Origin of the sequence: Zoogloea sp., from assembly GCF_044344315.1 — a bacterium.
Lineage (GTDB): Bacteria > Pseudomonadota > Gammaproteobacteria > Burkholderiales > Rhodocyclaceae > Zoogloea.
In genome coordinates, this window is the sequence record NZ_JBIJDC010000134.1 from 1 (window position 1) to 11,845 (window position 11,845).

Below are 11,845 nucleotides of genomic sequence, written 5' to 3' on the forward strand. Positions count from 1 at the left end.
CAAGCACATAGGGGATGCTGGCATCGAAAGGGCCTGCCTTGTGGGCGGTGTTGCGGCGGAACAGCACGGCGCCCGGTTCGCCGATCACATTGGTGCCGGCCCGGATGCACTTGCGCAGGGCGTCGCGGGCGGTAACCGGCCCCGTGGCCCACGGGGTGCGCTTGACGAAGAGGGGCTTGTCGGCCTTTCCGATGATGTGCCGGCTGGAGAAGGCAAGAACCGTGTTCGGATGTGCGTCCAGGGCAGCGACTTGTCGGGCCAGGCAGTCGGGTGAGATCAGGTCATCGTGGGGCAGGATCTTGATGTATTCGCCGCGGGCTTCCGTGAGGCAGCGGTTCCAGTTGCCCTGAGGCCCCAGGTTCTTCTCGTTGCGGATGAATTTCAGGCGCGGATCGGAAGTGTAGGGGGCAATCAACTCCGGGGTGTTGTCGGGTGAGCAGTCGTCGATGACGAGCAGTTCGAAGTCGATCCAGGTCTGGGCCAGGACGGATTGAACGGCAGCCTCTAGGAAGCTGCCTCCGCACCAGGCGGGAATGCAGACTGAAACGCGGGGAGAACTCATTTGTGTTACCTGTCGATTCGTCAGCTCGGATGGGAGGCACCCTGCTGGACGCGCATCAGCGAGCCCGCGTTGCGCGCGGGGCAGAAGGTGCACGACACGGGTCGTTGATTGGCCCCGAATACTAATGGATAGGCATTTGTCCTTGTGTGATAAATGTCCCTCGTGAGACGGGGAGGTGCCAAAGTTTGCACCATCGAGCGCTGCCTCCGTGTGACAGCGTACCGCTTGACGCTACCGGATGTACCGCCCGCATCAAGCGGCAGCGGCCTTGCTCCGGTATCATGGCGGTCTCGTTTTTTTGCGGCGCGGCAATGGAACTGCTTACTCAATTCATCGACATCATCCTGCATCTGGACGTTCACCTGGCAGCCCTGACGGCCCAGTACGGCACCTGGATCTATGTAATCCTCTTCCTGATCATTTTCTGCGAGACCGGCCTGGTGATCTTCCCCTTTCTGCCCGGCGATTCCCTGCTCTTCGTGGCCGGGGCCCTTGCGGCGACTGGCGGTATGGACATCTATGTGCTGTGTGGCGTGCTGCTCGCGGCAGCCGTTCTGGGTGACAACACCAACTACTGGATCGGCCATAGCATTGGCCCAAAGGTGTTCCGCTGGGAGAATTCCCGCCTGTTCAATCGCGCGGCCTTTGACAAGACCCACGCCTATTTTGAGTCCCACGGCGGCAAGACCATCATCATTGCCCGCTTCCTGCCGCTGCTGCGCACATTTGCGCCCTTCGTGGCCGGCGTGGCACGCATGACCTACAGCCGCTTCGTGGCCCTCGACTTTCTCGGTGGGTGCATCTGGATCTTCTCGTTGACCTGGCTTGGTTATGGTTTCGGCAACATGCCGGTGGTCAAGAAGAACCTGTCGGTGGTGATCCTGGGCATCATCGCCATCTCGCTGATTCCGGTGTTCATCGGCTGGCTGAAGAGTCGGCGGGCGCCGGTAGCGGGATGAGCAGGATATGAAGAATATTGTCATTCTCATCTCCGGCCGTGGCAGCAACATGGAAGCCATCGTCCGGGCGCAGATCCCCGGTGCACGCATTGTCGCCGTCATCTCCAACCGGCCGGACGCCGGCGGTCTGGAGTTTGCCGCCCGTCACGGCATTGCAGCCCGGGTACTGGATCACAAGGCTTACCCGACCCGGGAGGCCTTCGACGCGGCCCTGGCCGACCTGATCGATGCCTTGTCTCCGGATCTGGTGGTACTGGCCGGCTTCATGCGGGTACTCACCGATGCCTTCGTCAGTCGCTACGCTGGTCGCCTGCTCAACATCCATCCCAGTCTGCTGCCATCTTTCCCCGGCCTGCACACCCACCGGCGTGCTCTGGAGGCCGGGGTGCGGGTGCATGGCACCACGGTGCATTTCGTCACTCCAACCCTGGATTGCGGTCCGGTGGTGATCCAGGCCGCCGTGCCCGTGCTGGAAGGTGACGACGAGGACAGTCTGGCCGCCCGTGTGTTGGTGCAGGAGCACCGTATCTACCCGCAGGCCGTGCGCTGGTTTGTGGAAGGCCGCCTGCAGCTCACCGAGGCAGGCGGGGTGCGGGTGAAGGATGAGCCCGCCGGCTCCGACGGCTGGACGGTGCCGCCGGTCGAGGCCTGAGTCGTCGATGGCCGCAGCCGCCGGGCGTTACGACCGCACCCTGGTTTTTGCGATTGCTGTCTCTGCGGTCGTGCATCTGTTCGTGCTGCTCGGGCCCGCCTGGGAAATTCCCAACGAGAAGGCCAGCGTGCTGCCTCCTCTGGATGCGCGCCTCACACCGCTGCCCCAGCCGACCCTGAAGAGCCCGGATCGCAAGCGTGTGGTTCTGGGCGATGCGCCGCCACCCCGTCCGCGCCCCCGGCCACGCAAGCCGGTCAAGGCGGCCGAGCCGCAGGCTTCAGCCGCTCCCGCGGCCCAGCTTGCGCCGGACGCAGTCCTGGCGGGCAATGAGGGCGATGGCCAGGATGCAGCCCGCCGCACCGACCCGCCCCCCGATGCCGAGGCCGGGGCCGTCGGCAGCGGCAAGGGCGGTGCCGGCGGAATGCCCGCCAAGGGCGCCGGGCCGAGCCTGGGCGAGCTGTGGGCGGCATCAGGCAAGATCCAGTACAACGTGATCCGTGGCGAGCAGAATTTCATCATCGGTCGTACCACCCACGCCTGGACCCACGATCAGGAGCATTACTCCATGGAGACGGTGATAGAGACCTCGGGCCTGGTGGGGCTGATCAAGCCGTTCCGGATGGTCCAGCGCAGCGAAGGCCGGATCGGTCCTCGGGGCCTGCAACCCGAGAAGTTCACTGTCGAACGGGATGGCCGGATGCGTGAGCAGGCCGACTTTGACTGGTCGTCGGCCAAGGTGGTGCTGGTGGCTGGAGAGCGTCAGCGGGAGTTCTCGATCGCCGAGGGCGACCAGGACGTGCTGTCCCTGATGCACCACCTGTCCCTTCAGCCTGAGGGGCCGTTGAAGGCCGAGTTGCTGGTGGTGACCGGCAAGAGTGCGGTGCGTTCGGTGATCGAGAACCTCGGCATCGAGGAGATCGAGGTGCCGGCGGGCCGCGTTTCCGCCTACCATCTCGGCAGTACGGGTCACCGTGGCGAATTGAAGATCGACATCTGGCTGGCCCGGGATTACGCCAACCTGCCGGTGCGTCTCAAGATCACCGACAAGAATGGCGATGTGCTCGACCAGGTCGCCACCGGCGTGGACCTGGGCAAACGGGCCGCGCCCCAGTAGCAGTTCAGACAGTTTGCCGGGTGCAGTGGCGCCCGGCTGTTATTTTCCCGTATCGGATTCACATGACCATTACCCCCGCCCAGATCCAGTCCGCCAGCCAGGCCCTTCGTTCCGTGCTGCGCTTTGATTACCCCGCCGACTCGGTGCTGTCCCGCTACTTCCGCGATCTGCGCGAGCTCGGTGCGCGGGACAGGGCTTTTGTGGCCGAGGCCGTGTACGGCGTGCTCCGGCGCAAGCGCACCCTTGAGCGCCTGTGCGGCCCGGAAGCGTCAACCCGGCACCTGGTGCTGGCCTGGCTGGCGCGTGTCGAAGGCACCACCCTGCGCCAACTGGGTGACGGCCTGCATGGTCGTGATACCGACTTCTTCACCGAGATCAAGGGCCGCGAAAGCGGTGAGCTGACCCTGGCGGAGTCGGCCGATCTGCCCGACTGGCTGGCCGAACGCCTGCTCGCCACCCTGAGCCCGGAGCAACTGGTGGCGCTGGCCCAGAGCCTCAACCGGCCGGCCCCCCTTGATCTGCGGGCCAACACGCTCAAGATTGATCGGGATGCCCTCATCGAACGCCTTAAAGCTGACGGCATTGCCTGTGCGCCGGGCCGCTTCTCGCCCACTGCCGTGCGCCTCGAGGGCAAGCCGGCGCTGCAGAAACACCCGCTGTTCCTCGATGGCAGTTTTGAGGTGCAGGACGAGGGCAGCCAGTTGCTGGGCTACCTGCTGCAGCCGAAGCGCGGCGAGATGGTCGTGGACTTCTGTGCCGGTGCCGGTGGCAAGACCCTGCTGCTGGGCGCCCTGATGCGCAACAGCGGCCGCCTGTATGCCTTCGATGTGTCGGACAAGCGCCTGTCCAAGCTCAAGCCGCGGATGGCCCGCTCCGGCCTGTCCAATATCCATCCGGTGGTCATCGCCAGCGAAAACGATCCGCGGGTCAAACGTCTGGCCGGCAAGATCGACCGGGTACTGGTGGATGCGCCGTGCAGCGGCCTCGGTACCCTGCGTCGCAACCCGGACCTGAAGTGGCGCCAGAGCCCCGAGGCCCTGGCCGAGCTGACTGTCAAGCAGGCTGCGATCCTCGCCAGTGCAGCCCGTCTGGTGAAGCCGGGTGGCCGTCTCGTGTATGCCACCTGCAGTCTGCTGGTCGAAGAGAACGAAGCCATCGTTGAGGCTTTCCTGGCTGCCAACGAGGGCTTTGCGCTGGTCAATGCCCAGGAAGTGCTGGCCAAGCAGGGCATCGCCGTTGAATGCGGCGAGCAGCTGCGTCTGACCCCGCTGGCCCACGATACCGATGGGTTCTTTGCTGCCGTGCTTGAGCGCAAGGCCTGATGCCGGCTTGGCGGTGGCTGCTGGCCGGCCTGGCGCTGGCCTTGGCGGCCCCGGTCGGGGCGCTTGCGCCCGAGCCGTCGGTCAATGTGGCAGCCACCGGTACGGTGGAGGTGATCTTCTCGCCGTGGGGCGACGGTGAAGCGGCGCTGCTGAAGGCCATCGACGATGCCCGGGAACAGATTCTGGTGCAGGCCTATCTATTCACCAGCAAACCCCTGGCCCGGGCCCTGATCGCCGCCCACCGCCGCGGGGTGCGTGTAGAGGTGATGCTCGACGCGGAAAGCAATCGCGCCGCATCGGCCAGCAGGCTGCCAGACTTCATGGCTGCCGGTGTACCGGTGTGGGTGGAGACTCGTCACAACATCGCCCACAACAAGGTCATGCTCTTCGACCCGGCAACGGTGCGTGGAGCGGTGGTGACCGGGTCGTACAACTTCACCCGCTCGGCGCGGGTGGCCAATGCAGAAAACCTGTTGATCCTGCGCGGCAACCCGGCGCTGGTCAGGGCCTACCTGGGCAATTGGCGGCGTCACAAGGCCGAAGCGCAATTGCTGCACAGTCTCGACGAACTGCCCGAACGGAAGAGGAAAAAGGATGGAAGAGAACCAGATCGCACACTTGCTGATTGAACTGTGGGACGACATCCAGAAGCCGGCAATTTTCTGGCAGGTGGGCGTGCTTGTGGTGTGCCTGCTGATGGCCGGGCTGATTGCCCGTCAGGTCAAGGCGGTGCTGCACCGGCGGCAGTCGGGCGACCTTGGTTATGTGCGCGGTGCCGGCGAGGAGGGGCTGCGGCGGGTGGTCTTTCCCCTGTCGGCGCTGCTGCTCGTGGCTTTGGCCCGGGTCACACTCGAGCGGTGGCACCACGTCAATCTGCTCAAGCTCGCGGTGCCCCTGTTGATGGCCATGGCCGTGATCAGGCTGACTGTCCATGCCCTCAAGCGGGCTTTCCCTCGGGCTGGCTGGCTGGCTTCCTTCGAACGTTTCTTTGCCTTTGGTGCGTGGGTGGTGGTGGCCCTGCACATCATCGGAGTGCTGCCGGCGGTCATCGACGGGCTGGAGCAGATCAGCTTCCCCGTCGGCAAGGTCAGCGTCAATCTGTGGATGCTGCTGCAGGGCCTGATGACGGTGATGCTGACCGTGCTCATCGCCCTGTGGCTGGCCGGCGTGGTGGAAGCCCGCCTGATGCACACCGAGGGTTTGGACGCCAACCTCAAGCTGGTTTTTGCACGCCTCTCCAAGGCCCTGCTGATCATCCTTGCGGTTTCAATCGGCCTCCCTCTGGTGGGCATCGATCTCACCGCCTTGTCGGTGTTTGGCGGGGCGTTGGGGGTCGGGCTTGGTCTGGGCATGCAGAAGATCGCCGCCAACTACGTGTCAGGCTTCATTCTGCTGCTGGACCGCTCGATCCGCATGGGCAACCTGATCTCGGTGGGTAACGAGCGTGGCGTGGTCAGTCAGATCACCACCCGTTACACGGTGCTCAAGGGCATGAGCGGAATCGAATCCATTGTGCCCAACGAAACCCTTGTCGGTGCGGTGGTGCAGAACGAGACCTTCACTGACCCCAAGGTGCGCATCGCCTTGCCCGTTCAGGTGAGCTATGCGACCGACCTGGAGAAGGCCATGGCCATCCTGGTAGAAGCTGCCCGCAATCAGCCCCGCGTCATGACCGATCCGGCGCCCGGCGCCTTTGTGGAGGCTTTTGCCGACAGCGGCATCAACCTGCAGCTCGGCTTCTGGATCAGCGACCCGACAGAAGGCACCCTGGGAATCCGTTCGGCGATCAATCTGGAGATCTGGCGGCGCTTCAAGGAGGAGGGCATCGAGATCCCTTTTCCCCAGCGGGAGGTCCGTGTCCTCAACCCGGCCCCATCCGCGCCGATAGAAGCCCTGGGCGGCGCTGTCTCGATTCAGCCACAGTAAAGCTGTGCTACAGACGCCAAGGCCCGGATATTTGAGCACTTTCCTTGGTTTGGGGAGGGGGCTCGACTAGAATTCGCGCACTATTCGAACAAGGACGCACGGCCTGATGTTTTCCGGATTGCTTGACATGCCCTGGTGGGGCTACGTCGTCGTCACCCTGGCGATGACCCACGTGACCATCGCCTCGGTCACCATTTTCCTGCATCGCCATCAGGCGCATCGCTCCCTTGATCTGCATCCCCTGCCGGCTTTGTTTTTCCGTTTCTGGCTGTGGTTGAGCACCGGCATGGTGACCAAGGAGTGGGCGGCCATTCACCGCAAGCACCACGCCAAGTGCGAGACATCCGAAGATCCCCATAGCCCGCAGATCCACGGCATTAACAAGGTGCTGTGGACTGGCGTTCTCCTTTACGTTAAGGAAGCCCGCAATCGGGAGACCATCTCCCGCTATGGGCATGGCACGCCGGACGACTGGGTCGAGCGCAACATTCTCTCGGCCCACCCCAAGAGCGGTATCGTGATCATGCTGGCGGCCGATATCCTTCTTTTCGGCGTCTGGCCCGGCGTGCTCATCTGGGCGGTGCAGATGGTGTGGATTCCCTTCTGGGCGGCCGGTGTCATCAATGGACTGGGGCATTTCTGGGGATATCGCAACTACAATTGTGCAGATGCCTCCACCAATCTTTTTCCCTGGGGCATCCTGATTGGCGGCGAGGAGTTGCACAACAACCACCACAGCTTTGCCACATCGGCCAAGCTATCGGCCCGCTGGTACGAGTTCGACATCGGCTGGATGTACATTCGCATCCTCGAAATGCTCGGCCTGGCCCGGGTCAAGAAGACCATTCCCACCCCGAAATTCGGGATTGCCAAGGCGCGGGCCGATTTCGACACGCTGCAGGCCATCATCACCTGTCGCTACGACGTGATGACCCGCTACGTGCACTCTCTCAAGCTTATCGCGCAGGAGGAGTTCGCCGCACTCAAGGCTCAGTCTGGCGACAAGCTCAGCGTCACGGAGCTGCGCCGCTGGCTGGCTGCCGACGAGAGCGAGCTGGCCCCCGAGGAGAAGTCCCGCCTGGCCTCCGTGTTGCAGGCCAATTCCCGCTTGCAGACTGTCGTGACCATGCGCCAGGAGCTGACCGCCCTATGGGCCCGCTCCACCGCCACTCGCGAACAGTTGCTTCAGGATCTGCAGGACTGGATTGCCCGGGCCGAGAAAAGCGGTATCCGGCAACTGGAGGACTTTTCCCTGCGTCTGCGCCGTTACGCCGTCTGAGCGTATCTGCGCAGCCTGACAAACCCGCCGGTCCGGCGGGTTTGTTGTTTCTGGAGCCTGACCCATGAGCACGCTGATCCTCTTCAACAAGCCTTATGGCGTCCTTTGTCAATTTACCGGCGAACCCGGTCGCGAGACGCTGGCCGGCTACATCCCGGTGCCAGGGGTCTATGCAGCAGGTCGGCTCGACACGGACAGTGAAGGCTTGCTCGTGCTGACCGATGATGGCGCCCTGCAGGCCCGTATAGCCGATCCGCGTCACAAGCTGGCAAAGACCTATCTGGTTCAGGTGGAGGGCGTGCCCGACGAGGCGGCGCTGGAGGCCCTACGGGCGGGCGTCAATCTGGGCGATTTCATCACCCGGCCCTGCCAGGCCCGCCTGGTCTGCGAACCCGCCTGGTTGTGGCCGCGCAATCCCCCGATCCGCGAGCGCAAGTCCATTCCCACCTGCTGGCTTGAAATCGTCCTGAAGGAAGGCAAGAACCGTCAGGTCCGGCGCATGACAGCGAAGGTCGGCTTTCCCACTCTGCGCCTTGTCAGGGCGCGGATAGGGGGCTGGTCTCTAGATGGGATTGCGCCCGGGGAGTGGCGCCAGATCGTCGTGGAGCCCACCGGGGCTCCGACGACCCCGGCATCGATCTCTTCCCCGCGGCCCCGCCCCTCATCCCGCCGTGATGGGGCTCCCCCTCAGAGGCCCACACGTCGCAGGAGTTGAAACCGGTTTCATGCTAAGTTCGCACACATCGTTCTCCCGGATCGTTATTGCCATGCCGCTGCTCCGCATTGCTGTGTCGTTGTTCGCCGCACTTGTGCTTTCCGTCCCGGTGCACGCCCAGTCTGCGATGCCCCGTACCGAGCTTTCGGCCGGCATGTACCGCATCGAAGCGGAGGTGGCCGCCACCCAGGAGAATCGCATGACCGGGCTGATGCAACGCCGCAGCATGCCCGCCAATCAGGGCATGCTGTTCGTCTTCACCCAGCCCCAGCGTCACTGCATGTGGATGAAGAACACGCTGCTGCCCCTGTCCGTCGCCTTCCTTGATGATGAGGGGCGCATCCTCAACGTCGAAGACATGCAGCCCCAGACCGAAGACAATCACTGCGCCGCCAAGCCGGCCCGCTTTGCTCTGGAAATGAACCTGGGCTGGTTCCGTCAGAAGGGCGTCAGGCCGGGGCAAAAGATCGACGGCGTGGCCCGCTTGGTGGATGTCGCCCGCTGAGGGGGCGTGGAGGATTTGTCCTTGGGTGTGTGGAAAATGAAAAACGCCAAGTGAGGTCAATCACTTGGCGTTGAATTGGTGGAGCCGGGGGGAATCGAACCCCCGTCCGCAAGTCCTCTACAGTCAGTTCTACATACTTAGCCGACCTATTTGGGTTTAACCCGTGGTTTAGCCAATCGGCAGGCCGACCACAAGCGAGTCACCTTGAGTTTCGCGCCGGACCAAGTAACCCGAATCCATTGCTAGTCCCTGTAAATGACACTGCGGCGGGTTTGACCCCATCTGACCCAGGAGACCTGTCAGTGCAGTGGCTTAGGCCTTAAGCGGCCAGAGCGAAACGCTCGTCGTTGGCGTTTGTAGATTTCCAGTGGATTTACGAGGTAACTGGTCCTCGGTATGCCCTGATCTGCTTTGCAACCCACGTCGAAGCCAAGTCGGCCCCTTGTGTTTACTGCCGCGCTCAGGTTTTTACCTGATCACATGAAGATGATAGCACGCCCTCAGTGTTTTCCCAGCAGGGAGAGTAGGTCGAGCGGGTGCGCAATGATGGCGTCGGCGTCCCACGTGGGGATGGGGGGCGAGCTTCCAAGGTAGCCGTAGGCGGCGGCGACGGTGCGCATGCCGGCCGCCTTGCCGGCCTGGATGTCGCGGATGTCGTCCCCGACATAGAAACAGTCGGCAGGGAGCATGCCCGTCGAGATACAGGCGTGGAGAAGGGGGTCGGGAAAGGGCTTGGGGCGTGCGGCAGTGTCGCCACCGACAATGCAGGCGCAGCGGGCAGTGAGGCCGAGGGCGTCGATCAGGGGGCGGGCGAAGCGCTCGGCCTTGTTGGTGACGATGCCCCAGGCTATCCCGGCATCGTCAAGATGCGAGAGAAGCTCGTCCATGCCGGCGAAAAGTCTTGTCTCGACGCAGAGGGCGGTGGCGTAGAGATGCAGGAAGCGTTCGGCAAGTGCGGGGTAGGGAGGGGCGTCAGGCGTGATGCCGAACCCGACTCCGAGCATCCCGCGCACGCCGTTTGATACCTGGGGGCGCAGCTGGGCCAGCGGGCTGGGTACCAGTCCTTGTTCTGCCTTCAGGCGGTTGAGGGCGCCCGCAAGGTCGGGAGCGGTGTCGGCGAGCGTGCCGTCCAGGTCGAAAAAGACAGCTTCAGGCATTCCGTGACGTGCACATCAGGTAGTTCACGTCGGTGTCGAGACCGAGAGCATAGATCTTGGTCAACGGGTTGTAGCCCATGCCGAGCAGTTCTTCGACGTTCAGTCCGGCTTCCCGGACGTAGCGAGACAGTTCGGACGGTTTGATGAACTTGGCGTACTCGTGGGTGCCCTTGGGCAGCAGGTTAAGTATGTATTCCGCCCCGACAACAGCCAGAAGGTAGGCTTTCAGGTTGCGGTTCAGGGTGGAGAAGAAGACCTTGCCCCCAGGTTTGACCAGGGTCGCGCATGCCCTGATGGTGCTGGCCGGATCGGGCACATGCTCGAGCATCTCCATGCAGGTCACAACGTCGAAGCTTGCGGGCGATTCCTGGGCGATGTCTTCTGCTGAAATGTGCCGATAGCTGACGGTCTGGCCGCTCTCGTAGAGGTGCAGGCGGGCAACGCCGAGGGCCTTCTCGGAGAGGTCTACGCCGGTCACCTCCGCGCCGCGGGCAGCCATGGATTCCGCAAGGATGCCGCCGCCACAACCGATGTCCACCACTTTCTTTCCGCTCAGGCCGACTGTGTTGTCAATCCAGTCGAGGCGCAGGGGGTTGATCTGATGCAGGGGCTTGAACTCGGATTCGGGGTCCCACCAGCGGTGGGCGAGGTCACTGAATTTTTGCAGTTCGGCGGGATCGGCATTCATGGCGTGAGGCGTTTTCGGATATTCGTGAAGTCAGGTCGAGATTGTAGGGCGAGAGGCCGGTCTGCGGAAAAACAAAAAGCCCTGCTGGGCAGGGCTTTTTGAGGACTTGCAGGATACTTGGTGTCGGCGATTACTTGGTGCCGATCACTTCGATTTCCACGCGACGGTCCGGCTGCAGGCATTCAACCAGCTTCTTGTTCTTGCCGGAATCCTTGCCGAGGTTCTTGCACTTGTCACCGGTCACGGGCTGCTTCTCGCCCTTGCCTTCGGTGTAAACACGGTTGGCTTCGACGCCCTTGCCGACCAGGTAGTCCTTCACGGCGGCAGCGCGCTTTTCGGACAGCTTCTGGTTGTAGGCATCACCACCGATGCGGTCGGTGTGGCCAACGGCCAGGATGACTTCGAGCTTCACGCTCTTGGACTTGGCAGCCAGATCGTCAAGCTTGGCCTTGCCAGCGGGCAGCAGGACAGCCTTGTCGAATTCGAAAAGGGCGTCGGCAGCCAGCTTGATCTTCTCGGCAACGAGAGCCGGAGCGGCAGCCAGCGGGGCAGCCTTGGAGCCAGCGGCGGGGGCGGCAGCCTTCACACACTTCTCTTGGGGAACGACGTCCTTGTCGCATTCGCAGCCGACGGGGAATTCACCGGCCATGGTGTTGGCGGCGGCAGCCGGGGTCCAGTAGCCGGTGCGCCAGCACAGGTCGTGACCGCTGCGGGCCACAACAGCGCGGGAGTCGATCACGTAAGGCACTTCGCCTTTCGTATCGACGACGACATCTTTGGCGAAGCTGGCGGAGGCGGACAGGCCGAGAGCGGCAAGTGCAGCGGCCATCAGCAGTTGTTTTTTGGCTTGTTTGATCATCGTTTTCCTCGTCGCAAGGCAAAGGGGTAGAACCGGAAGATTCATCCAGGCTGCCAAAGTGCACTATGAACTCAGGCAGCATATCCAATTCATTGGCGGAGCTTATT

13 protein-coding genes and 1 other RNA gene are annotated in these 11,845 nt (G+C 63.1%); 9 read left to right on the forward strand and 5 right to left on the reverse strand.

Going from position 1 to position 11,845, the window contains the following annotated elements; translation table 11 throughout:
- Positions 1 to 562 (reverse strand): glycosyltransferase family 2 protein (locus ACIQ09_RS19900; RefSeq protein WP_398313777.1); only part of this gene is annotated, 562 nt, incomplete at its 3' end.
- A 311-nt stretch (positions 563 to 873) separates the two neighbouring features.
- Between ACIQ09_RS19900 and ACIQ09_RS19905 the strand changes: the two genes are divergently transcribed.
- The 9 genes from ACIQ09_RS19905 (at position 874) to ACIQ09_RS19945 (ending at position 9,034) form a co-directional block, all read left to right on the forward strand.
- On the forward strand, positions 874 to 1,521 hold the full coding sequence (locus ACIQ09_RS19905; protein WP_398313779.1) for a DedA family protein: 648 nt from the start codon (positions 874 to 876) through the stop codon (positions 1,519 to 1,521).
- A 7-nt stretch (positions 1,522 to 1,528) separates the two neighbouring features.
- Positions 1,529 to 2,173: a phosphoribosylglycinamide formyltransferase gene (gene purN / locus ACIQ09_RS19910; RefSeq protein WP_398313781.1), complete on the forward strand. Its 645-nt coding sequence runs from the start codon at positions 1,529 to 1,531 to the stop codon at positions 2,171 to 2,173.
- Positions 2,174 to 2,180: 7 nt separating this feature from the next.
- Positions 2,181 to 3,287: a DUF3108 domain-containing protein gene (locus ACIQ09_RS19915; RefSeq protein WP_398313783.1), complete on the forward strand. Its 1,107-nt coding sequence runs from the start codon at positions 2,181 to 2,183 to the stop codon at positions 3,285 to 3,287.
- A 62-nt stretch (positions 3,288 to 3,349) separates the two neighbouring features.
- Positions 3,350 to 4,609, forward strand: a complete 1,260-nt coding sequence (locus ACIQ09_RS19920) for an RsmB/NOP family class I SAM-dependent RNA methyltransferase (protein WP_398313785.1) — start codon at positions 3,350 to 3,352, stop codon at positions 4,607 to 4,609.
- Entirely contained in the window at positions 4,609 to 5,238 is a 630-nt protein-coding gene (locus ACIQ09_RS19925) for a phospholipase D family protein (protein WP_398313787.1), read from the forward strand. The genes ACIQ09_RS19920 and ACIQ09_RS19925 overlap by 1 nt, the downstream gene beginning before the upstream one ends.
- Entirely contained in the window at positions 5,204 to 6,535 is a 1,332-nt protein-coding gene (locus ACIQ09_RS19930; protein ID WP_398313789.1) for a mechanosensitive ion channel family protein, read from the forward strand. The genes ACIQ09_RS19925 and ACIQ09_RS19930 overlap by 35 nt, the downstream gene beginning before the upstream one ends.
- 106 nt (positions 6,536 to 6,641) lie before the next feature.
- Positions 6,642 to 7,814 carry a fatty acid desaturase gene (locus tag ACIQ09_RS19935; RefSeq protein WP_398313791.1) on the forward strand — a complete coding sequence of 391 codons (1,173 nt, stop codon included), beginning with the start codon at positions 6,642 to 6,644 and terminating at the stop codon, positions 7,812 to 7,814.
- A gap of 64 nt (positions 7,815 to 7,878) precedes the next feature.
- Positions 7,879 to 8,529, forward strand: coding sequence for an rRNA large subunit pseudouridine synthase E (locus tag ACIQ09_RS19940; RefSeq protein ID WP_398313793.1), 651 nt, complete (start codon positions 7,879 to 7,881; stop codon positions 8,527 to 8,529).
- A 52-nt stretch (positions 8,530 to 8,581) separates the two neighbouring features.
- On the forward strand, positions 8,582 to 9,034 hold the full coding sequence (locus ACIQ09_RS19945; protein ID WP_398313795.1) for a DUF192 domain-containing protein: 453 nt from the start codon (positions 8,582 to 8,584) through the stop codon (positions 9,032 to 9,034).
- Positions 9,035 to 9,110: 76 nt separating this feature from the next.
- Here the strand turns inward: ACIQ09_RS19945 and ssrA are convergent.
- The 4 genes from ssrA to ACIQ09_RS19965 all read right to left on the reverse strand — a co-directional run bounded on the left by ssrA (position 9,111) and on the right by ACIQ09_RS19965 (position 11,738).
- Positions 9,111 to 9,476: a transfer-messenger RNA gene (gene ssrA, locus ACIQ09_RS19950) on the reverse strand.
- Positions 9,477 to 9,534: 58 nt separating this feature from the next.
- Positions 9,535 to 10,191 (reverse strand): HAD-IA family hydrolase, encoded by a 657-nt coding sequence (locus ACIQ09_RS19955; RefSeq protein WP_398313797.1) that lies wholly within the window; start codon positions 10,189 to 10,191, stop codon positions 9,535 to 9,537.
- The gene (gene ubiG, locus ACIQ09_RS19960) at positions 10,184 to 10,879 is read right to left on the reverse strand and encodes a bifunctional 2-polyprenyl-6-hydroxyphenol methylase/3-demethylubiquinol 3-O-methyltransferase UbiG (RefSeq protein ID WP_398313799.1); all 696 of its coding nucleotides are present in this window, start codon (positions 10,877 to 10,879) and stop codon (positions 10,184 to 10,186) included. The genes ACIQ09_RS19955 and ubiG overlap by 8 nt, the downstream gene beginning before the upstream one ends.
- Positions 10,880 to 11,009: 130 nt before the next feature.
- Entirely contained in the window at positions 11,010 to 11,738 is a 729-nt protein-coding gene (locus ACIQ09_RS19965) for an OmpA family protein (protein ID WP_398313801.1), read from the reverse strand.
- Between the last annotated feature and the right edge of the window lie 107 nt (positions 11,739 to 11,845).

Bases quoted from the DNA above. Each gene is read 5' to 3' on its own strand.
- ACIQ09_RS19925 (WP_398313787.1), top strand. From the start codon at position 4,609: ATGCCGGCTTGGCGGTGGCTGCTGGCCGGCCTGGCGCTGGCCTTGGCG.
- ACIQ09_RS19920 (WP_398313785.1), top strand. From the start codon at position 3,350: ATGACCATTACCCCCGCCCAGATCCAGTCCGCCAGCCAGGCCCTTCGT.
- ubiG (WP_398313799.1), bottom strand. From the start codon at position 10,879: ATGAATGCCGATCCCGCCGAACTGCAAAAATTCAGTGACCTCGCCCAC.
- ACIQ09_RS19955 (WP_398313797.1), bottom strand. From the start codon at position 10,191: ATGCCTGAAGCTGTCTTTTTCGACCTGGACGGCACGCTCGCCGACACC.
- ACIQ09_RS19965 (WP_398313801.1), bottom strand. From the start codon at position 11,738: ATGATCAAACAAGCCAAAAAACAACTGCTGATGGCCGCTGCACTTGCC.
- ACIQ09_RS19945 (WP_398313795.1), top strand. From the start codon at position 8,582: ATGCCGCTGCTCCGCATTGCTGTGTCGTTGTTCGCCGCACTTGTGCTT.
- ACIQ09_RS19930 (WP_398313789.1), top strand. From the start codon at position 5,204: ATGGAAGAGAACCAGATCGCACACTTGCTGATTGAACTGTGGGACGAC.
- ACIQ09_RS19940 (WP_398313793.1), top strand. From the start codon at position 7,879: ATGAGCACGCTGATCCTCTTCAACAAGCCTTATGGCGTCCTTTGTCAA.
- ACIQ09_RS19915 (WP_398313783.1), top strand. From the start codon at position 2,181: ATGGCCGCAGCCGCCGGGCGTTACGACCGCACCCTGGTTTTTGCGATT.
- ACIQ09_RS19935 (WP_398313791.1), top strand. From the start codon at position 6,642: ATGTTTTCCGGATTGCTTGACATGCCCTGGTGGGGCTACGTCGTCGTC.
- purN (WP_398313781.1), top strand. From the start codon at position 1,529: ATGAAGAATATTGTCATTCTCATCTCCGGCCGTGGCAGCAACATGGAA.
- ACIQ09_RS19905 (WP_398313779.1), top strand. From the start codon at position 874: ATGGAACTGCTTACTCAATTCATCGACATCATCCTGCATCTGGACGTT.